The sequence below is a fragment of the Paenibacillus sp. FSL R7-0345 genome (assembly GCF_038595055.1).
In the GTDB taxonomy this organism is placed as follows: domain Bacteria; phylum Bacillota; class Bacilli; order Paenibacillales; family Paenibacillaceae; genus Paenibacillus_AQ.
In genome coordinates, this window is sequence record NZ_CP152002.1 from 1,336,323 (window position 1) to 1,355,548 (window position 19,226).

The window sequence follows — 19,226 nt, forward strand, 5'->3', positions numbered from 1 at the left end:
AAATTAATTGTGTAAAATATTATTGTTAGTGATATAATTTATTTATCAATGAATATCGGAGGAGATTATATGACAGTTAGTGTAGTACTGGTTGCGGTCATTGCTTTATTACATATCTATATCCTCTATCTGGAGATGTTCCTGTGGGCCACACCGAAGGGACAGAAGGCCTTTGGCACGACGGCGCAGGTGGCGCAGGATTCGAAGTCGCTCGCTTTTAACCAGGGCCTGTATAACGGATTTCTGGCGGCGGGGCTGATCTGGGGGATCTTGTATCCGGATGCGGCAGTTGGCCGTAATATTGAGCTGTTTTTTCTTAGCTGCGTCATGATTGCCGGGATTGTCGGGAGCCTTACAGCCAAAAAAACCATTCTGTATATTCAGGCTGTGCCTGCACTTGTCGCAATCGTTGCGGTTCTCATGAAGTGGTAACTTTAGCATGACACAAAAACTCCCTGTACCTGGCTCAAGGCCGGTTGCAGGGAGTTTTTTTGCATAAAAAGCAGAAATAAATTAGTCCAGCAGCTTGGCGATATCAGCCTCAATCTGGTCAGGGGTGGTCGAAGGGGCAAACCGTTTCAGCACACGGCCATCCTGATCCACCAGGAATTTGGTGAAGTTCCATTTGACGCTTTTTGAACCAAGAACGCCGGGTGCTTCTTTTGACAAGTATTTGAATAATGGATGGGCGTTATCGCCTTTGACATCGACCTTTTCATACATCGGGAAGGTTACTCCGTAATTAATCTCGCAGAACTCGGCGATATCCTCACTCTCTCCAGGCTCCTGGCTGGCAAACTGATTGCTCGGAAAGCCGAGCACCTCAAAGCCGCGGTCCTTGAATTTATCATAGACCTCCTGGAGACCCTTATACTGGGGGGTGAATCCGCACTTACTGGCTGTGTTCACGACGAGCAGGACTTTGCCTTTGTACTTGGAGAGCGACTCTTCCTGGCCGCGCAGGGTGTTGGCTTCATAATCATAAATGCTCATGAATCAGGCCTCCAAACATAAATTTATCACAATTTAATTTTACACTATTTATTGCAGGATGCAAGCGGACGGAATGTGACAACATTAGCAGTATCGTTTCAAAAAATACCTGTTGTTTAATTTCTAAGTGTGTGTAAATCCAAAATTGAGTCCAAAAGGAGCAGATTAACGATGACCACATTAAAAGCTTTGTACACAGCGACAGCAACCGTTAAGGGAGGACGCGAAGGTTCGGTTGAATCCTCGGACGGCGTTCTGAAGCATGATTTGAAAATGCCTAAAGAGCTTGGAGGACCCGGAGGCAACGGCACCAATCCTGAGCAGCTGTTTGCAGCGGGATACGGGGCCTGCTATGAAAGTGCGCTTGCTAATATTGCCCGTAAAGAGGGTGTTAAGCTGCAGGATGTTTCGGTTACTTCCAATGTGCTGATCGGCAAGGACGAGAGTGACGGCGGCTTTAAGCTGGGTGTAAGACTGGACGTTAGTCTGCCGGGTATCGAACGTTCACAGGCTGAGGATCTTGCCAAAAAGGCACATGAATTCTGCCCTTACTCCAAGGCAACCCGCGGAAATATTGAGGTGGAGCTTAATATCGTTTAAGTTGACTATAAAGCTGTATTTTTGGAAAAAATGGCTAAATAAAGACAGAAGTCTTGTCTGTAGGACAAATAGCGGGCGGCAGCGCGTACTTCGGTTGACATCACCCCCAAAAATCTTTATTATGTCTAAGTATCTGTTAAAGCTACGTGTGCTATATGTACCAAAAATTTAGATAATGGGTGATGAAGATGTCTTACAGACCGAAAATTACGAATGTGACCAAAGCCAGCAGCAATGATAAAGTGGGCTTGTACGAATTTATTATTAAAACTGCTGACGGAACACAATGCCGCGCCTTCTACAGCCGGAATCCGGAATGGAAAATGACGAACATCAGCCGCCTGCTTAAAACCCCATGCCCGGTGTGCCGCAAGGACTTCATCTGCAAATGCATGGAAGCATACACTGCTGAATTCGAAGATCAGATGATCGGTGATCAGTGGATTGAAAAGGCGATTGCCGAATAAGTAACGGACGGATAATGAATGCGCGGGAGCGAATCCCGCGTTTTTGTTTTTTTTATGGACCGGTGGATAGGGTGGAGTACGGAAGGGGTGTGCGGGTATGGAGAACGGAAAAAGCCGGGAAGCCGGGCATACAGTGGTGCTGATCGACGGTGTCTGCAATCTGTGCCAGGGGCTGGTCCGGTTCATTATTCCACGTGATCCCAAGGGCCGGATAAAGTTCGCCTCTCTTCAGAGTGACAAAGGGCGTGAGCTGCTGCTGGCCGCAGGGCTTGAAACAGACCGGCTCGATACAGTGGTTCTGCTCGAGAACGGCAGAGTTTACATCGAATCTTCTGCTGTGCTGCGCATCGCAGGTAAGCTGCGGTTTCCATGGCCGGCGGCTTATGTTTTTGTGATTGTACCCCGTCCGCTGCGCAACGTGCTGTACAAGGTGGTGGCAAGGAACCGTTATCGCTGGTTTGGCAGAGATGAGGCATGCCTGCTTCCATCGCCGGATATTAAGAGCAGATTCCTGTGAGGATAAAAAAAAGCAACGGGAGGGTTCCCGCTGCTTTTTTTGTGCTGCTTAGAGATTTATTTAAGCGGTTCGGAGGAAAGCGGGTAGCTCTGCACAAGCTTCCATTTGCCGTCAGCCGTCTTTCTTACCGTGGTGACTGTTGTACTGCGGTTGTCCTGGAACTGTGGTCCCTTGAGTTTTTTGATGGATTGTACAGTATAAAGGGCAGCTGTGTCGCCTGTGTAATCGATAACCTGCGACGATTCAACGGTACCCTGGAGGTCGTAAGCCTGGAAAAGCTGTGCTGCTACAATTTTATTCTGTTCATAACCAGGGGAAGATTCATCTATCGTGGACATCAGTCCTTCAAGATCTTCCTTGTTGGTGTATTCCATATTGGCAACAAATACAGCCTTGATGGCATCTTCATCCGCTTTTGGTACGGTTACAGCTGCGGTCAAGGCGCCCTCCGGCAGGCTGTAATTCACGGCCTGAAGCTGCAGACTGCTGATCTTCCAACCGGCGTCCTTGGAACCGCGGGTGAGGGAATAAATATATTCCATCTGGCTGTTCGGCATAAAGGGTCCGCTGAGTTTTTCCGTCGTCTCGATGGTATGTACGGTTACTTCATTTGTTTTGGAATCGACGATGTTCAGCTGGTCCACGGAAACGTTAAGGTTATAGGTTTCGAACTGCTGCTTGAGCTGCGGACCGATCGCGGCCAGTGGTGATTTGGCATCAATGAGACTGATAAAGCCATCATAGTTTTCTTCATTAGAATACTTCACATACTTGCTGAAAAAATCAGCAACCGAGGCAGTATCATCAGTAGCCTGCAGGCTGGTAATCTCAACCGTTCTGGTAGTTGCATTCCATACTACGTTATTGCCTGTAGCTTCGCTTACAAACCGGACAGGTACGTAGGTGACATTTTTGATCATTTTGGGAGCGGTCTGGAGCGGTTTGACGATGCCGTTAATGCTGGCATTTTTGCTGCCGAGTTGCAGCTTGATGATTAGGCCCTCTTTTGTTGCGGTAATCGTACTTGTTTTGGCATCGAATACGACGCTCAGGCCCAGTTTCTCAAAAATGGGACGCATCGGTACGAGAATCGAGTGGCCGTCATTGAGCGGGGCGTTCGTGGTCAGCTGCAGCTGCTGCTGGTCGATCTGCACTGTAATCGGCTTTTCGGCTGCTGATGCGGAGAGGCTGATTGCACTGGATAAAGTCAAAACGGCGATAAATCCGGGTAATAATTTCATCTGCGGTAAGTCTCCTTTTCATATAGTATTCTATGTTTGGCAAAATTTTACCAACTACTAGTATAACCTGAAATACACTTTGGGTATATATCCCATAATGGATAGGGTGTGTCAGCAGTCTAGCAGTCTCTAAATGGATTATTTTCAAAAAAAGATTGCCGCAATACTGCATATATGCTACTATAGCTGTAAATTAAAGGATTACGAGCGGAAGCACCGTTCAATGACCGTTTCTACGGTTATTGACGGTGCTTTTTTTGCTTTGTCAGAGAGGAGAGTGGCTGTTATGGCGGCGAGGATTGTGCTGGCCGTACGCGAGAGTCAATATATTGAACCTTTATTACACTATTTGCATCATAGCGACTACGGAGAATTGCTGCGGATTTCCGCTTTCAGCAGACCGGATACCTTCATGGAATTTATGGGGAGCGGCGAGCCGGTGGATGCAGTTGTGGGCGATCTTGCTTTTATTGAAGCATGGCTGGTGGAGGGGAAGAGCATAGTGCCGTGGGCAGTTCTCAGTGAGGATGGAAGAACGGCGGGTAACAAAGTGAATCTGGCAGGTGGTTCCGTTATCCAGAAATATCAGTCTTTGCCGTCGCTGCTTGAATCTATTCTACAGCTCTGCGAGGTCAGGCGTCCCCGGGCAGATTCTGCCCGCAGAGAAGAGACCCTGCTGCTTGGAGTAGTCTCGGCCAGCGGCAGCAGCGGCAAAACAACCCTTGCGCTCAATATGTCCAAGCAGCTTGCTGCAATGGGGCTGTCCGTTTTCTATTTAAATCTGGAGAGTGTGGACAGCAGCGGTCTGCTGGTGCGGATGCCTGCGCTCAAGGCGCAAGGGCTGGAAGGTCTGCTCTATGAGCTGAAGGCCGGACATCTGGAAGGCGGGGAGGACTTAGCAGGAAAGGTTGAGCTGGACCGTTATGTATGCAGGCATGAGGCTCTGCGCTGTGACGGGTTCATGCCTGTGGAGAACTTTAAAGAGATGCTGCAGATGACCGAGCCGGATACGCTGGATTTACTGGAGCTGCTTGCTGCAGCCGGTCATTATGACCTTGTACTTGTGGACACAGGAAACATTGAGGAGGAGCGTACCCAGGCTGTACTGAAACGCTGTGGTGTGCTGCTCTGGATGCTTAGAAACGATGAGGCGAGCCTGTACAAGACTATGAAGTGGATGGAGCATGGCAGCTATGCCCATTCAGGCTGGCCGCAGGATATTCAGGACAAAAGCCGGTTCATTCTGAACTTTGCCGCAGCATCGGGCTACAATAACCCGGCTCCTGAAGGGATTGAGCTGGCAGGGCAGCTGCCCTATATCCCGTCCTGGGCCTTGCAGCATCATGTGGAGCTCTGCCTGGAATCACCGCCGTTTATAGCAGGTGTACAGCAGCTGTGCCAGAGCATCATCGAGCCGCTGCTCCCGGAAGTATTCACGGGTAGCCTGCATGCATGAGGAATTGTTCAGGAAGCTGAAACGGGAGATCCGGGCCGGGCTTGATGTTACAGCAGCCGTTGGGAACCGCGAGCTCAGCGGCTATATTGAGCGGACGATTCTCGGGATGCAGAGCCTGCGTTATTTGACCGCCCAGGAGAAGCATGAGCTGGTAAAGAAGCTGTTTGATTCCTTCCGCGGCCTCGATATTTTGCAGCCCCTGGTTGATAATCCGGCGATTACGGAGATTATGATCAACAGCCATGAGGAGATTTTTGTAGAGGAGGAGGGACAGATCCGGCGGCTGCCGCTGGCTTTTGAGTCGAGGAGCAGGCTGGAGGATATCATTCAGACTGTGGTCTCCGGTGTGGACAGGGTAGTTAACGATTCTTCGCCGATTGTGGATGCGCGGCTGCGGGACGGCTCGCGTGTCAACGTGGTGCTGCCTCCGGTTGCCCTGAAGGGGCCGGCCATGACCATCCGTAAATTTCCCGAAACGCCGATGACGATGAATGATCTGGTGCGCCGGGGCGCGCTGAGCGGGGAAGCGGCGGAGCTGCTGCAGATTTTCGTGGCGGCAGGCTACAACATTTTTATCAGCGGCGGGACCGGCTCCGGGAAGACTACCTTCCTTAACGCCTTGTCCCAGTTCATACCGTCCCAGGAACGGGTCATTACAATCGAAGATTCAGCTGAGCTGCAGATTGTTACAGTGCCTAATCTTGTCTCGCTGGAGACGAGAAATGCCAACACGGAGGGTCGCGGCGAGATTACGATCCGCGATCTGATCCGCTCCTCCCTGCGGATGAGACCCAACCGGATTGTGGTTGGGGAGGTCCGGGGAGCGGAATGCCTTGATATGCTGCAGGCGATGAATACTGGTCACGCAGGAAGCTTGTCAACGGGACACTCCAACAGTGCCGGGGATATGGTCAGCAGGCTGGAGACGATGGTGCTCAGTGCAGCCGATCTTCCTGTAGCAGTAGTCCGGCAGCAGATCAGCTCAGCCATTGATATTTTTGTGCATTTATCCAGGCTGCGGGACCGCTCGCGCCGGGTGGTAGAGATCTGTGAAGTGGCCGGATTACAGGCAGGGGAGGTGGTGCTGAATCCCTTATACGAGTTCCGTGAGACAGGGGAACGGGAGGGAAAGATTGAAGGCAGCCTTACTGCTTGCGGCAATCCCCTGCTGCATGCCGGGAAGCTGAAGCTGGCCGGCATTTATCAATACCCGCTGCAGCAATTTACAGCCGGACCCGGGATGAAGGAGGCGGTATGCTGAAGCCGGATAAGAAGCCTGCTGTCAGGCAGAGAAATGTCAGAAAACCGGTTCTTGCAAATGCCAAGGAGGTGAATAACAGGCCGCAGCTGCCGGATTATACCGTATACGTTCTGTCTCCCCGCCTGAAGATAGCAGCGTGGCTGGCAGGCGGGCTGCTGATGTTCGGCATTGGCTACCTGTTCTATCATCACCTCCTGATTTCCCTGCTGCTGGTGCCGGCCGGGGCTTATACGCCGCGGATTTTGCGCAAATATCTGCAGGACCGGCGGCGATCTGCGCTTAACCTGCAGTTCAAGCAGACCTTGTTCTCACTTTCCTCCTCGCTGTCCGCCGGACGCTCTGTGGAGAATGCCTTCCGCGAAGCAGCAGCTGACCTGCAGCTGCTCGACCCTGAAGGGAACAGCGATATGCTCGCAGAGCTGTCGATTATCTGCGCGCGGATGGAATACAACCAGCCCATTGAAGAGGCGCTGCATGATTTCAGCCGCCGGGCCGGAATGGAGGATGTGGAGCGGTTTGCCGATGTCTTTACGGTCTGTAAGCGTACTGGCGGTGATCTGGTCGAAGTGGTGCGCCGTACCTCCACCATTATTGGTGAGAAGCTGGATATCCAGCAGGATATTGCAGTAAGCATTGCCCAGAAGAAGTTTGAAGCCAAAGCTTTGCTGGCGGCACCGCTGCTGATGGTACTGTTTATGAGTCTGACGGCAAGTGACTATATGCAGCCGATGTACACCGGCGCAGGCATGGCTATTTCTACCCTATCTTTAGCCGGCCTGTTCCTGTGTTACCGGTGGACCACAAAGATTATGGATATTCCGTTATAGGCGGTAAGGCCGTTTGGAGGTGAGGACATGCGGTGGATAAGCGGTACGGCAGCCATTGTGCTGCTCCTCGGCTGGCTGCTGCTGCGCGTGAAATGCGGCCCGCGTTACAGTAAGCTGCGCACTTTGCCAATGGAGGGACTGCGGCTGCGGGCGGCGGGGGAGCCTTTTCTGCTGTTGATTGAGAAATGGCGGATCGGCAGTCATCTGCCCTCCGTCGTGTTCAGAATCCAGCGCTCGCTGCAGCGGAGCTACGGTGTCCGCTATAGTTCGGAGCGGACGCTGCTTTTCACAGGTGAAATCTTTAGCTTCAGCTGGCTGTTCATGCTTGGCGGCAGTTTGCTGACCTTGCTTAGCGGTGAGGAGGCGGGAATTATTCTTGGCGCACTGCTGGCACTGATTCTGCCGGTTGCCCTGGTCAGTGACCTGCACAAAAAAGTAAAGCTGCGGGAGCAGAGTATTATGCTGGAGCTGCCGGAGCTGCTGAACAGCATTGTACTGCTGGTTGGTGCCGGTGAGACGGTGCAGCGGGCGATAGTGCGCTGTGTAGAGAGCCGGAAAGGTGATTATAGTCATCCGCTCTATAAAGAACTATTTACAATGATTACTGAATGGGAAGGCGGCTATTCATTCCAGCAGGCGTTTGAGAATTTCAGCAAGCGCTGCGCAGTTCAGGAGGTGTCGCTGTTCACTACGACAGTGCTGCTGAATTACCGCAGGGGCGGCGCGGATTTTGTATTGTCTCTGCGTGATCTGTCGCGGATGTTATGGGACAAACGCAAGGCACTCAGCAGAACGCGCGGGGAGCAGGCTTCCTCGAAGCTGGTATTTCCGATGGTGCTCATCTTTTTAATTGTAATTGTGCTGGTGGGAACACCGGCGATCATGATGCTCAAAATGTAGGAGGATGAAGACAATGATGATAACAATAGCTGAAGCTGCCAGACGCTTGTGGAAGGACGAAGAGGGACTAGGCACGCTGGAAATGATTATGATCATCGCAGTACTGATTGCAGTAGTACTTGTATTCCGTACAGAAATTGTCAAGGTGGTCAAGGATCTGATCAGTACGGCGGGAAGCAAGAGCCAGGAAGTTTTTGATTAATGAATCTGCGGAGTGAGGAAGGCAGCTTTACTGTTGAAGCCTCATTGCTGCTGCCTATCATCATGGGGATTATTATGCTGCTTTTGTTTTTCAGCCTGTATACCTATCAGAGGACGATGCTGCTGCAGGCCTCCTCGGTTACAGCCGAACGGGCAGCATACAACTGGGATAACAGCCATAAGGGTACAAACGGAGATTATGCTGCCGGAGAATATGATTCCTTGTACTGGCGAATCGGTGAAGATGGTTTACTGGCTTCTCTTTTTGGTACAGGGGCATTAAACGGGGGAGTGAAGCTGGCCGTGCCGGCTTCCGGTGTCCCGGAGCCTTTGCCGGAGCTAAAGCTTAAGCAGTCTGCGGACAGGCTTCCGGCAAATATGACCGGAGAGCTGGTATATAGCTACGGTCTGACAAGCCGTACGGTAAGTATCGAGTTAAAGCGCATGCTCCAACTGCCAGTGCTGGATGGGCTGCTGGAGGATGGCGCAGCGCCTGTGGTAACGACACAGGCTATAGTCACAGAACCGGTAGAGTTTATCCGTACTGTCGAGCTGATGCGCTATTATGGGGCGAAGTTTAAGAACGGCTCTAAACAGGATAGTGGCTCCGGAACAGGAATGGACAAGCAGGACGCTGCTAAGATGCTGTCTACTCTGAAGAAATGAGACGGCTTTCAGAAAGTCAGAATAACAAGAGGAAGGAGCAGGAGGATGAGGCGTGTATATCATGTGTTGCCGGGACCGGGTCAGGCCATAAGGCGGAAGCCCTTATGGATTAATGAAACTGGCGGGTCAGTCTCTATTTTTCTGATCATGGCGCTCGCCTTTGTCTTCCTGTTTACCGCTGTTCTGATTGACTATGCAAGAATTGCCGCTGCCAATGTACAGCAGGAGCGTCTGGCAAGGGCTGCGGTCCGCTCTGTAATGTCTTCCTATGATCTCAGCCTGCAGCAAGACTATGGATTGTTTGCTTTTGGGGGTGACGATGGGGACCAGCTGCTGTCTACAGTCCTGAATGATAATTTATTTGAGAGTGGACGTGGAGATGCTTTTAACCTGTTGCCGGTCAAGCTGGACAGCTCTTCGCTGCAATGGAGCCGGCCGATCGGCAGCTATGGGATTTTCCGGCGGCAAATTGCCGAGGAGATGAAGTACAAAGCCCCGGTTGATTTTGCCCTTGAACTGGCCGGCAAATTTAAGCCTTTGTCGGCGGCAATGGGAGAAGCCTCGCGTTCAACAAAGGTGCTGGGTAAGCTTCAGCCCCTCTACGATGACCGTGAAGCTGCACTTGATTTGATGCTCAAGCGGAGGCGGCAGGCAGCGGAGAGCGAAAGAAGCCTCCAGGAGATGATTATGAATCCGCCGCAGGATTATATCAGCAGCCGCACGTTAAGCAGCGTAGCTTCTGCAGCCGATATCGTAGCGATGTATAACGATTATGTAGGCAAGTACTACACCGATCTGTACCGTGACAGGGAGAAGGAGTATGCAAAGTATCAATATGACATCAGCCGCTATTTGCAGCAGTCGCAGATTTTGCTCTCCGGAATACCGGAAGCTATAGCTGCTGCAGGGCAGAAGCATGATTCTCTCATGGCTGAAGCCAGAGCAGCGCTGCAGCAGGCAGTGGAGCTTAATACGCAAATGAAAAATGTGCTTGAACAGTCCCGAACGAGCGGAGCAGAAAATGGCCAGACTTCGGCAGACGGCTGGGACATTCCCGGGAGCAGCAGTACCGGACTGGAGACAGAGGCACTTGCTAAACTGCGTGAGCAGGAGGAAGCGCTGATTCTGGGGCCGGAGGAGCTCAGTGTAATGGAACGGAATATGACTATTCAGGAACAAGCAGCCCGGGCTTTTGAACCAGCTGTATCTGCTCTGCCTGGCGGACTTGCTGAAGCTTCGGGGCTGTACGCTGATTATTCAAGCATAAACAAGGCGGTATTAGATGCTTCGCAGGCTGTTAACGGGTATCTGCAGAATTATGGCAATACAGGTGCCGTAATTGCTGCTGAGGCAGCCCAAATCGAGTCGCACCGTACCTCCGACAATGAACGAAAGCAGATGGAGAAAGAGGCTAAGGGCAAGCTAGGGGAAGCGATGAAGCTGGTGGACCAGCTCCGCAGCTTTGGTGACAGTGCGGCAGCAGCACAGCAGCAATACAACACACTGCAAAAATATTATAACGAGAATATCCTGTTTAATCAGGCTCAGGAAGCTGCAGCGGCTGTAGATCCCGGCAGCGCAGATATTTACTCTGCCGGCAGCTCTGCGATGGGAAAGGTGGATGTACTCTATGCATCCATTGGCAACGTAATGACGGGTGCAAGAGACAGGCTGTTCCAAACAGAGTATGCGGCCCTTTATTTTCCGCATTTTGACCTCTCTGCACTGACTGCAACAGTAGCTGACTCCGGCAGCAGTGCAGCTTCAGCGCTGGCCGGCCAGCTCGATCCCCATGCCCAAGAGCTGGAGTATATCTTGTACGGATTTCATAATCCTGCAGGCAATGTGGCAGCCGCTTATGGGGAGATATTCGCGCTAAGACTGGCAATCCGGACGATGGAAGGTTTTATCGAAAATGCCCGGCTCAGCAATCCGCTGGCCATTCTGGCTGCAGCACTGCTGTATGGGGTTGAACAGGCGGTCCAGGACATGCTCCTGCTGTGCAGGACAGGAGAAGTTGAAATGTCCAAATACCTGCCTGTAAAGCTGGATTACCGTGATTATTTACGGCTGTTCATGCTGGTGCACGGAGCAGGGGAAGCACAGCTCTCCCGGATGCTTGCTTTGATCAGGCTGAGTACAGGGATCAATCCGCAGGAGAGGTTTACTTATGCTGCTGCTGAAATTCGCATGGGCTTGCGGCTATGGTTCCTGCCGGGAGCAGTCAAGCTGCTGGATTATACCTCCGGTTTGCCGGGCGGGGTGGAAGGTAAGGCGTATTACCGTGCGGAGCAGGCTGACTTTTCCTATTAACAGAAGGAGGGAAGAATGAAGTGCTGGAAGCAGAGTCCGAAGAAGCAGCGGAATGAAGGCAGCATGGTTGTTGAAGCGGCGATGGTCCTTCCGTTGTTTCTGCTGTTTGTCCTGTTCCTGATTTTTATTATTCAGATGACCCTGTACTCAACGGCACTGCAGAGTACCGCCTCGGACACGGTCAAGGTGATTTCCACGCATATTTATCCGGCGGCGCTGGCAGCGCAGAAAGGGGCGGCTGCAGAGGATACAACTGGCGAAGCAGCCGGAGGCATGTCCACCGGAAAATGGACTGTTCCCCGCTTGTCAGTCGAGGATTGGAGCAGCAGCTACGTGGAAGGGCTGCCTGCACCTGTCGATGAATGGGTCAAAGCGGCGGTGCAACGGGCGGAGGGCCCTTTGCAGGAGCTACAGGCTGAGGCTTCGGAAGCTGTACTTGATCATGTGCTTAAACCGTTAATGAAGCCCTATCTGGCCACAGACTGGCTGGATTATGAACGGCTCCATGTTTCGAATGTTACTATTCCTGATCTGAAGCAGGGTACGCGTCCTTATTTCGGGCTGGTAGTCAGTTATGAGCTGCCGATGAAGGTGCCCTTTCTGAATAAGCCGATTGTCCTTGAAGCCAGCAGCCTGGAACGCATATGGGTGGGGAACACAGATGCGTCCGGCCAGGGCGGGGAAAGCGGGAATGAAGGGCAGCAAGGATTTATTATAGTCCTGGAGAAGCCTGATCCGGGAGTTGCCAACAAGCAGGGCAAAATTAAAGTTAAGGTTCCCGCGGGGGAAACGGCGAATCTGTCGATCTTTTATAAGAGCGGCCAGAGTACAGCCAAGTATTTAGGCTGGAAGCAGGCCGATGAATCCGGCTATATCGAATGGGAATGGAAGATCGGGGTGAATACGACACCCGGAACTTGGACATTTGTCGTTACCCTTGAGGATGGTACCAGCCTTACGGAGACTTTTACAGTTGTAAAAAGATTTTAGCGGAAGGAGGGAAACCGATGGCAGGGTGGGCCTTTTGGGGCTGTCTGTTCATTCTGACGGCAGCCTTTGTCACAGACTTGCGGTGGATGAAGATACCTAACTGGATTTCCGTACTTGCCTTAATAACAGGGTTAATGTCAAGGATTGTTGTATCCGGATGGCACGGGCTTTTATTCGCACTGGCCGGTGCGGCTGCGGGATTTGCCGTTCTGCTGCTTATGTATTTTATGGGAGCAGTCGGAGCGGGGGATGTGAAGCTTTTTGCCGGTATTGGTGCCTGGACAGGGATATGGTTCAGCCTTCAGGTCATCATGTATTCGATTTTATTCGGGGCGGTAATCGGCTGGATCATCGTGCTGTTCAGACGGGATACCGTTAGAAGAATCCGCAGTACGCTCAGCAGAACCGCCGGACTTTTGCTGCTGCGCAGGCCTGCACTCTTAAGAAGCGGCACTGACGGTGAAGTGCTACGGTTTCCGTTTATGCTGGCCGTGATTCCCGGATTTCTATATACCTATTTCTGCTTTTAGATCGGGAGGTGAATAATGCATTGTTCGGATTAAACTGTGACTTTATACAACAGGACGGTATCTCCATGCAGCTTGGTACCATTGAAGGATTATCCCTGGCGGAGCTCAATATGGTACAGGCGAAGATGCTGATGAACACTTCAATCCCCCATCATCTGCGGCTGCTGCTCAGGGAAATTGATCTTAAGGTAACGCTGGAATATGCCGTCTCCCGGCGCAAAATGCTTAGCCATTTGCTGAAAAGTGAAAAGCTCAGCATGGCGGACCTATTCGGATTGCTGCTGCAGATTGCCCGGGGGATGGAAGAAGGCAGGCAGTATATGCTGAGGGTAGAGCAGTATGCTTTGCACAAGGACTATATTTTTATTGAGGGACCGCTGGGAAGCGGCAAGGTATATCTTACCTACATACCACTGCAGCACGCCGAATCACTCATACCTCCCGGTGAAGCAGTAAAGGCACTCGTGATGGTGCTTATGGCATCGGTGACCGAGTTATCGGGAAGCGGGCTGCAGAGATTGCTTCAGTATTGCGGCAGTGGAGATTTTTCCCCGTCCGGGCTGAAAAGCCTGCTGGCAGAGCTGCTCGCCGAAGATCATTCCGCAGGTAAGCTCGCAGATCATCCAGAAGCTGTCCCTGTAATTGCATCTTCTCACGGCGGAACTGCTGTATCCGGAGAAATGACTGCACAGCATAAGCAGGGACCGAGGGCTTATGTAACGGGAGTACCTTCTTCGGCACCTATACCTCCTGTAGCTCCTCTAAAACAAAGGCATTCCTTAAACCGCCTGGAGGAGACCGCAGCTAACAGCAGTTATGGCAGGGAGCAGGGCTGGGGAAATGTAATGCCAAAGCTGAGGTTGGGCGAAGACGAGGATGCCGCTGATCTGGATGATGCTGAAGAAGGAATGGCTGCCGTCTCTTCTCCTTATAAAACTTATACTGCATTGGGAGCTGTTCTGGCCGATGCTCTGCTCTGGAAGTTCCTGTACCTGGACAGGCCGGAAATGCTATGGCTGGCTGTTTGTCTTGCTGTTACTGCTATACTTGCGGTTGTATGCTGGATGGTGTGGAGAGGGAGGATTATGTCTGTACGTAACCTTGGCGGGAGCGAAAGCAGGGAGTTGCCGGAGACTGAGGCAGCGGAAGCCGGGAAAAGCCGCATGAGCCGTAAATTGCAGAATGCAGAGTGGGACTTCGGCAGAAATCCGGTAGTGCCGGCCAAGCCTCACGTTCAGCAAGGTGCTGAACAGAAGCCGCCTATACAGGTGAGACAGGATTCCGGCAGCTTTTTATCCGGAAATGCAGGGCCGACGCGGCCTCAGCCCGCTGCAGTGGCGGCAACTGCACTGTTAACGGCCAGCGATAGCGCGTTTACCGGACATGAGAAAGTGCAGCCCGCCCGTGCTTGTCCTTTCCTGGAACGCACCGGCGCAGAGGAGGATGGTGCACCGGAAAAGATTGAGCTGGACCGTGGCAGCTTCATCATCGGCCGGTCACCTGATGTGGCCCAGTATGTAGAGAAGTCTGAGGGGGTCTCCAGAGTGCATGCGGAAATATCCAGAGGCCCGGCCGGTTATATCATTAAGGATCTGGACTCGCGAAATGGGACTCTGTATCAGGGGAGCCCGATGATTCCTTATAAGGAATACCCGCTGACTGAAGGGAGCGTCTTTACAATTATTAAGGGCAGCTACACCTTCCGCTCTGCTTGAACAGATCATTATTCCTTTGATTTCAGCTGTTCGATTGCAGGCTGAAGAGTCGGGTAGATGAAGGAGAAGCCGTGGTTTACTGCTTTGGCGGGCAGTACCCGCTGGCCCTTCAGCAAAATTTCCGACAGTTCGCCGGCACCGGCCTTTAACACAAAAGCAGGAACCGGGAACCAGTGCGGACGATGATAGACCTTGCCGATCATCCGGCCGAACTGCTCGTTAGTCACCGGATTGGGGGCGGTGGCATTAACGGGTCCGGCTATTTCCGGGGTAATGATGCAGAAGTCGATCAGCCGGGCAATATCCTCAAGGTGAATCCAGGACAGCCACTGCTTTCCGCTGCCGATTCTGCCGCCGAAGCCAAGCTTATAGGGCAGCTTCATCTTTGGGAAGGCTCCGCTCTCGTTGCCGAGCACAACACCAGTACGCAGCTTGATAAGCCGTATATCCTGATAAGCAACATCTGCAGCGGATTCCCAGGTCTTGACTACCTCTGAGGGGAAATCCACTATCCGGGCAGGAGAGTCCTCATTAAAAGTATCCGTTAGCGATGTGCCGTAAATGGCGACAGCTGAAGCCTGAACGATAACAGCCGGTTTATGCTCCAGCGCCGCAATCAGCTTGCCGGCAGCTTCAACTGTTTCAAGCCGGGATTGCATAATGGCCCGCTTCCCGTCAGCGCTCCAGCGCTGGCTGAGTGACGCGCCGGCAAGATTGACCAGCGCATCGGCATTTTCGGCTATTTCCGGGGTGGCTGCGAGGTCATCCCAGGTTGTATAGCTTAACGCAGGGTGAGAAGAGGCGGCTATGGGCAGCGTACGTCCGGCTACAATGAGCTGATGTCCGGCTGCAAGCCACAATTCTGTCAGCTCACGGCCGATAAAGCCGCTGCCGCCGCAGATAATATATTTCATGCATAAATCCTCCGTTTCAGGATGCGGCCTACTTGATCAGATGACGGTAGGGAGAGTAGTCGATTCCGTTCTTTTCGAGAAAAGAAACAAGGAACTTGTTGTCCCGGCGCGGGGTAGCTACGATATAGCCTTTAATGCAGTGTTCCCGGGTCACCGCCGGAGCTTCACTTTCAACAGCGATTTTGCCGATCTCGGCAGCGATGGAATGCTTGGCAATATCACGGAAGGGTCCGGGTACCGGCTGCACCAGCTGGTCCAGAAAAGCCTTCATCTCATCACTCCACAGCGGCCGGCTGCGTTCCACCCAATAGTTCTGCCAGTCCAGCTTGGACTTGCCGTCCGCTTTGGGCAGCACCTTGAGGAACTTGCGGAACATGAAAAAACCGCCGATACACATGCAGCCCAGCAGTAAAAAGGTCCAAAATGCGATGGAGTTCATAAACCAGTTGCTTGGTCCTGACGATAATATCCTGAATCCCGATACAGAAAACATGTATACACCGCCTTTGACAATGATGATTGTCACAAACCTGAATCTCATCTAAAGTATAGCGTATTTGTACAGTTTTGCGAAGCAGAAGCGGCCTGCCGGGGCTTGCCTAGATTTATTTTCCCGATCACGGTAGAATAAGGGTTAATTCGTGAAGGAAAGAGGGAAATAAGGCATGCTGAAAATAGGTTCACATGTGTCCTGCGCGGACAAGGGTCTCTTGAGCGCAGCCAATGAAGCAAATGAGTATGGTTCCAGTTCGTTCATGATATATACGGGGGCGCCGCAGAATACACGCCGCAAGCCGATTGAAGCGATGTACCCTGCTGAAGGTAAGCTGGCAATGAAAACAAACGGCGTTGAAGAGATTGTTGTTCATGCTCCCTATATCATTAACCTGGGTTCCTATAAGGATAATACCTATCAGCTTGCTGTTGATTTTCTGCAGGAGGAGATCCGCCGTACCCATCAGCTGGAGGTCAAGCATATCGTGCTTCATCCGGGGGCTTATACAGACAAGGATGCCGAATACGGTATCCAGCGGATTGCCGATGGACTGAATGAAGTGCTTGGCGGTACGAACGAGACGGAAGTGCATATTGCCCTGGAGACGATGGCCGGTAAAGGTACAGAAATCGGCCGCAGCTTCGAGGAAATTGCCTCTATCATTGACAAGGTCGAACATAACGAGCGCTTGTCGATCTGTCTGGATACCTGTCACATTCATGATGCCGGCTACGATATTGTTGGCGACCTGGATGGGGTGCTGCGTCAGTTCGATGAGATCATCGGCCTCAAGCGGCTTGGTGTAATCCACATCAATGACAGTAAAAATCCGCGCGGAGCAGGTAAAGACCGTCATACTCCGATTGGTTCAGGCTGGATCGGCTTCGAGACGATTAATAAGGTCGTCCACCACGAGGCGCTTGCCGGACTGCCGTTTATTCTGGAGACCCCATGGATCGGGAAGGATGCCAAGAAGCTCCGCCCGATGTACGAGATCGAAATCGCCCTGCTGCGCGGTAATGTGGCAGAACGCTTTGGTGCAGAATTTCTGCAGGAAGTGGAGGAGCTGCATTCGTTTTTCGCCAAGCAGGAGCTTGATTCGCGCCGGTACGTGCTCGATGTATGGGAGCTGCTCAAGAATGACGCCAAAGCCAAAAAGGCTGACCCGCGTGAACCGCTGGAAAGGCTGTATGATAATGTTCTGGCAGCCGGTCTTTTCCCGCAGCTTAGCGAGGAAGCTGTCAATCAGCGCCTGATCGCCTGGCTGGCAGGCAGACAGGCACTCGTGAACGCTTAAGCAAAACTACAGAATGTGCTAGAAGATGAGAGGATGGACAGGGGACTATGGAATTACATGTAAAAAGAGATCATTCTTCAGGCGGACAATATCCGGACCGGGCGCGTATGCTTATTTCTTGTCCGGACGGGCCGGGTATTGTAGCTGCTGTTTCACATTTTTTGTATCAGCATGGAGCTAATATCGTCCAGTCAGACCAGTACACAATGGACCCGGACGGCGGTATGTTTTTCATGAGAGTGGAGTTTGATCTGCCTAAGCTTGATGAGCGGCTGGATGAAGTACGCAATATTTTTGGCGGAGTGGCTGAGCGCTTTAAGATGGAGTGGCAGATTTTTAATGTGTCCCATAAGAAAAGACTGGCGATCTTTGTTTCCAAAGAAGACCACTGTCTGGTTGAGCTGCTCTGGCAATGGCAGGCCGGTGATCTGGATGCGGATATTGCGATGGTTGTCAGCAACCATACCGATATGCAGGCGTACGTCGAATCCTTTGGGATTCCATTCCATCATATTCAGGTTACGGCTGACACTAAGGCTGAAGCCGAGAAGCGCCAGCTTGAGGTTATCGGCAGCGACATCGATGTAATCATTCTCGCCCGCTACATGCAGATTATCTCACCATCGTTCATCGAGCATTACCGGCACCGGATTATCAATATCCATCACTCGTTCCTCCCGGCGTTCGTCGGCGGCAAGCCTTATGCGCAGGCATACCAGCGCGGGGTTAAGATTATCGGAGCGACTGCCCACTATGTAACAGAAGAGCTGGATGGCGGACCGATTATCGAGCAGGACGTGCAGCGGGTCAGCCACAGCGATGATGTGAACGAGCTGAAGCGGATCGGCCGTACGATTGAGCGGGTTGTGCTGGCGCGTGCGGTTAAATGGCATATTGAGGACCGTATTCTGGTGCATCACAATAAGACTGTAGTGTTTAACTAACCTAATAGTTTTGAAGAGCATTACAGGTAAAAAAGCATTTTACCGGCATTTTGGCGATCTCTGCCAGAATGCCTTTTTTGTTGCCCAAAAACCGGCTTTTGAAGGAGGTTAAGACTTGGCTTCACAACGCGGACAACTGTTAAAACGCAATTATTTGTTTGCTTTTCTGATTCTGTTCACCGGATTTGGCGGGCTGCTCGGCTACGATCTCTATTTCAAACCCTATGTGCTGTCCCAGACAGTAGTCAAAATTAAAGCGGCTGACGGCGGGTTTATTCCGAAAAATGTTCAGCTGCAGCAAAGCGATCTCTATCTTGATTCAGTCCAGACCAAGGACATTCCCTCAGGCGTTATTACACAGTTCAGCCAGGTAAAGGACAAGATCACCAATGTGAATCTGATGGACGGCAGCATTCTCACCTCATCGCTGGTGGATGTCAGTGATCTGGAGCCTCAGGCGGATGAAGGGATTTTCCCTATTCCCAAGGAAGCGATTTACGCAATTAACGGCTCGCTGCGCAGCAGGGACAAGGTAGATATCTATCTGGTCGAAGGCGATAAAGCGGATCGGGCAGGGAGCAGAAGCGCTGATAGCGGAAGCAGCCTTCAGCCGTCAGGTGCAGCTGTTCCCGGTAACGATTCTGTGAATGCTGAGGCGGCTGCACCTGCCCGAAAGGTATTTCTGAGCGGCGTAACCGTAAATTATGTGCGTTCAGAGGATAACAATGATGTGCTTGATTCGGAAAACGGCAATACCAACAACCGCGTTACTTCTACCGGTAAGGTGGCGGCGCCGGAATTAAAGCTCAAGAAAAGTGATGGTGAGCTGCTGGGGCAGTATCTGGAGCAGGGCCTGAAGCTGTGGATTGTACGTGTCGAATAGAAAGGGGGAGCATAT

At 51.9% G+C, this 19,226-nt stretch carries 21 protein-coding genes; 17 read left to right on the top strand and 4 right to left on the bottom strand.

What is annotated here, in order from left to right:
- Positions 1-69 precede the first annotated feature (69 nt).
- Positions 70-432: a DUF1304 domain-containing protein gene (locus NST84_RS05725; protein WP_342564659.1), complete on the top strand. Its 363-nt coding sequence runs from the start codon at positions 70-72 to the stop codon at positions 430-432.
- 81 nt (positions 433-513) lie between these two features.
- On the opposite strand, the gene NST84_RS05730 is transcribed toward NST84_RS05725, so the two are convergent.
- On the bottom strand, positions 514-993 hold the full coding sequence (locus tag NST84_RS05730; RefSeq protein WP_342564660.1) for a glutathione peroxidase: 480 nt from the start codon (positions 991-993) through the stop codon (positions 514-516).
- Positions 994-1,164: 171 nt separating this feature from the next.
- Here NST84_RS05730 and NST84_RS05735 point away from each other — a divergent pair, with 171 nt between their 5' ends.
- From NST84_RS05735 to NST84_RS05745, 3 genes are all read left to right on the top strand, one after another.
- Entirely contained in the window at positions 1,165-1,593 is a 429-nt protein-coding gene (locus tag NST84_RS05735) for an organic hydroperoxide resistance protein (protein WP_342564661.1), read from the top strand.
- A gap of 188 nt (positions 1,594-1,781) precedes the next feature.
- The gene (locus NST84_RS05740) at positions 1,782-2,060 is read left to right on the top strand and encodes a hypothetical protein (protein WP_039870410.1); all 279 of its coding nucleotides are present in this window, start codon (positions 1,782-1,784) and stop codon (positions 2,058-2,060) included.
- 97 nt (positions 2,061-2,157) lie between these two features.
- Positions 2,158-2,577 carry a thiol-disulfide oxidoreductase DCC family protein gene (locus NST84_RS05745; protein WP_342564662.1) on the top strand — a complete coding sequence of 140 codons (420 nt, stop codon included), beginning with the start codon at positions 2,158-2,160 and terminating at the stop codon, positions 2,575-2,577.
- A 56-nt stretch (positions 2,578-2,633) separates the two neighbouring features.
- Here NST84_RS05745 and NST84_RS05750 read toward each other — a convergent pair whose 3' ends face one another.
- Entirely contained in the window at positions 2,634-3,818 is a 1,185-nt protein-coding gene (locus NST84_RS05750; protein WP_342564663.1) for a copper amine oxidase N-terminal domain-containing protein, read from the bottom strand.
- 286 nt (positions 3,819-4,104) lie between these two features.
- On the opposite strand from NST84_RS05750, the gene NST84_RS05755 reads away from it, so the two are divergent.
- Genes NST84_RS05755 through NST84_RS05800 form a run of 10 tightly spaced genes read left to right on the top strand, consistent with a single transcriptional unit; the run spans position 4,105 to position 14,677 of the window.
- Positions 4,105-5,274, top strand: coding sequence for a hypothetical protein (locus NST84_RS05755; RefSeq protein ID WP_342564664.1), 1,170 nt, complete (start codon positions 4,105-4,107; stop codon positions 5,272-5,274).
- Positions 5,267-6,535: a CpaF family protein gene (locus tag NST84_RS05760; RefSeq protein WP_342564665.1), complete on the top strand. Its 1,269-nt coding sequence runs from the start codon at positions 5,267-5,269 to the stop codon at positions 6,533-6,535. Before NST84_RS05755 ends, NST84_RS05760 begins: the two co-directional genes overlap by 8 nt.
- Positions 6,529-7,362: a type II secretion system F family protein gene (locus tag NST84_RS05765; RefSeq protein WP_342564666.1), complete on the top strand. Its 834-nt coding sequence runs from the start codon at positions 6,529-6,531 to the stop codon at positions 7,360-7,362. The genes NST84_RS05760 and NST84_RS05765 overlap by 7 nt, the downstream gene beginning before the upstream one ends.
- A gap of 27 nt (positions 7,363-7,389) precedes the next feature.
- Positions 7,390-8,262, top strand: coding sequence for a type II secretion system F family protein (locus NST84_RS05770; protein WP_342564667.1), 873 nt, complete (start codon positions 7,390-7,392; stop codon positions 8,260-8,262).
- Positions 8,263-8,275: 13 nt separating this feature from the next.
- Positions 8,276-8,464, top strand: a complete 189-nt coding sequence (locus NST84_RS05775) for a Flp1 family type IVb pilin (RefSeq protein ID WP_342564668.1) — start codon at positions 8,276-8,278, stop codon at positions 8,462-8,464.
- The gene (locus NST84_RS05780; protein WP_342564669.1) at positions 8,464-9,129 is read left to right on the top strand and encodes a TadE family protein; all 666 of its coding nucleotides are present in this window, start codon (positions 8,464-8,466) and stop codon (positions 9,127-9,129) included. The genes NST84_RS05775 and NST84_RS05780 overlap by 1 nt, the downstream gene beginning before the upstream one ends.
- A 45-nt stretch (positions 9,130-9,174) precedes the next feature.
- Positions 9,175-11,442 (top strand): hypothetical protein, encoded by a 2,268-nt coding sequence (locus tag NST84_RS05785; RefSeq protein WP_342564670.1) that lies wholly within the window; start codon positions 9,175-9,177, stop codon positions 11,440-11,442.
- A gap of 15 nt (positions 11,443-11,457) precedes the next feature.
- On the top strand, positions 11,458-12,432 hold the full coding sequence (locus tag NST84_RS05790) for a TadE/TadG family type IV pilus assembly protein (RefSeq protein ID WP_342564671.1): 975 nt from the start codon (positions 11,458-11,460) through the stop codon (positions 12,430-12,432).
- Positions 12,433-12,449: 17 nt separating this feature from the next.
- Entirely contained in the window at positions 12,450-12,962 is a 513-nt protein-coding gene (locus NST84_RS05795; protein ID WP_342564672.1) for an A24 family peptidase, read from the top strand.
- Between the two features lie 20 nt (positions 12,963-12,982).
- Positions 12,983-14,677, top strand: coding sequence for a DUF6382 domain-containing protein (locus NST84_RS05800; protein WP_342564673.1), 1,695 nt, complete (start codon positions 12,983-12,985; stop codon positions 14,675-14,677).
- Positions 14,678-14,685: 8 nt separating this feature from the next.
- Here NST84_RS05800 and NST84_RS05805 read toward each other — a convergent pair whose 3' ends face one another.
- Both NST84_RS05805 and NST84_RS05810 read right to left on the bottom strand, forming a co-directional pair.
- Positions 14,686-15,591, bottom strand: coding sequence for a TIGR01777 family oxidoreductase (locus NST84_RS05805; RefSeq protein ID WP_342564674.1), 906 nt, complete (start codon positions 15,589-15,591; stop codon positions 14,686-14,688).
- 28 nt (positions 15,592-15,619) lie between these two features.
- On the bottom strand, positions 15,620-16,084 hold the full coding sequence (locus tag NST84_RS05810; RefSeq protein ID WP_342564675.1) for a DUF2621 domain-containing protein: 465 nt from the start codon (positions 16,082-16,084) through the stop codon (positions 15,620-15,622).
- Between the two features lie 172 nt (positions 16,085-16,256).
- Here NST84_RS05810 and NST84_RS05815 point away from each other — a divergent pair, with 172 nt between their 5' ends.
- The 3 genes from NST84_RS05815 to NST84_RS05825 all read left to right on the top strand — a co-directional run bounded on the left by NST84_RS05815 (position 16,257) and on the right by NST84_RS05825 (position 19,211).
- Entirely contained in the window at positions 16,257-17,384 is a 1,128-nt protein-coding gene (locus tag NST84_RS05815; protein ID WP_342564676.1) for a deoxyribonuclease IV, read from the top strand.
- A 47-nt stretch (positions 17,385-17,431) separates the two neighbouring features.
- Entirely contained in the window at positions 17,432-18,328 is an 897-nt protein-coding gene (gene purU, locus NST84_RS05820; RefSeq protein ID WP_342564677.1) for a formyltetrahydrofolate deformylase, read from the top strand.
- A gap of 115 nt (positions 18,329-18,443) precedes the next feature.
- A complete protein-coding gene (locus NST84_RS05825) occupies positions 18,444-19,211 on the top strand; it encodes a hypothetical protein (RefSeq protein WP_342564678.1) in 768 nt (255 codons plus the stop codon).
- The last annotated feature ends 15 nt before the right edge of the window (positions 19,212-19,226 follow it).

What these genes read in the sequence shown, in the direction of transcription:
- NST84_RS05730 (WP_342564660.1), bottom strand. Translation starts at nt 993, where the DNA reads ATGAGCATTTATGATTATGAAGCCAACACCCTGCGCGGCCAGGAAGAG.
- NST84_RS05805 (WP_342564674.1), bottom strand. Translation starts at nt 15,591, where the DNA reads ATGAAATATATTATCTGCGGCGGCAGCGGCTTTATCGGCCGTGAGCTG.
- NST84_RS05740 (WP_039870410.1), top strand. Translation starts at nt 1,782, where the DNA reads ATGTCTTACAGACCGAAAATTACGAATGTGACCAAAGCCAGCAGCAAT.
- NST84_RS05755 (WP_342564664.1), top strand. Translation starts at nt 4,105, where the DNA reads ATGGCGGCGAGGATTGTGCTGGCCGTACGCGAGAGTCAATATATTGAA.
- NST84_RS05795 (WP_342564672.1), top strand. Translation starts at nt 12,450, where the DNA reads ATGGCAGGGTGGGCCTTTTGGGGCTGTCTGTTCATTCTGACGGCAGCC.
- NST84_RS05760 (WP_342564665.1), top strand. Translation starts at nt 5,267, where the DNA reads ATGCATGAGGAATTGTTCAGGAAGCTGAAACGGGAGATCCGGGCCGGG.
- NST84_RS05750 (WP_342564663.1), bottom strand. Translation starts at nt 3,818, where the DNA reads ATGAAATTATTACCCGGATTTATCGCCGTTTTGACTTTATCCAGTGCA.
- NST84_RS05780 (WP_342564669.1), top strand. Translation starts at nt 8,464, where the DNA reads ATGAATCTGCGGAGTGAGGAAGGCAGCTTTACTGTTGAAGCCTCATTG.
- NST84_RS05765 (WP_342564666.1), top strand. Translation starts at nt 6,529, where the DNA reads ATGCTGAAGCCGGATAAGAAGCCTGCTGTCAGGCAGAGAAATGTCAGA.
- NST84_RS05725 (WP_342564659.1), top strand. Translation starts at nt 70, where the DNA reads ATGACAGTTAGTGTAGTACTGGTTGCGGTCATTGCTTTATTACATATC.
- NST84_RS05785 (WP_342564670.1), top strand. Translation starts at nt 9,175, where the DNA reads ATGAGGCGTGTATATCATGTGTTGCCGGGACCGGGTCAGGCCATAAGG.
- NST84_RS05810 (WP_342564675.1), bottom strand. Translation starts at nt 16,084, where the DNA reads ATGTTTTCTGTATCGGGATTCAGGATATTATCGTCAGGACCAAGCAAC.
- NST84_RS05775 (WP_342564668.1), top strand. Translation starts at nt 8,276, where the DNA reads ATGATGATAACAATAGCTGAAGCTGCCAGACGCTTGTGGAAGGACGAA.
- NST84_RS05745 (WP_342564662.1), top strand. Translation starts at nt 2,158, where the DNA reads ATGGAGAACGGAAAAAGCCGGGAAGCCGGGCATACAGTGGTGCTGATC.
- NST84_RS05790 (WP_342564671.1), top strand. Translation starts at nt 11,458, where the DNA reads ATGAAGTGCTGGAAGCAGAGTCCGAAGAAGCAGCGGAATGAAGGCAGC.
- NST84_RS05815 (WP_342564676.1), top strand. Translation starts at nt 16,257, where the DNA reads ATGCTGAAAATAGGTTCACATGTGTCCTGCGCGGACAAGGGTCTCTTG.
- NST84_RS05735 (WP_342564661.1), top strand. Translation starts at nt 1,165, where the DNA reads ATGACCACATTAAAAGCTTTGTACACAGCGACAGCAACCGTTAAGGGA.
- NST84_RS05770 (WP_342564667.1), top strand. Translation starts at nt 7,390, where the DNA reads ATGCGGTGGATAAGCGGTACGGCAGCCATTGTGCTGCTCCTCGGCTGG.
- purU (WP_342564677.1), top strand. Translation starts at nt 17,432, where the DNA reads ATGGAATTACATGTAAAAAGAGATCATTCTTCAGGCGGACAATATCCG.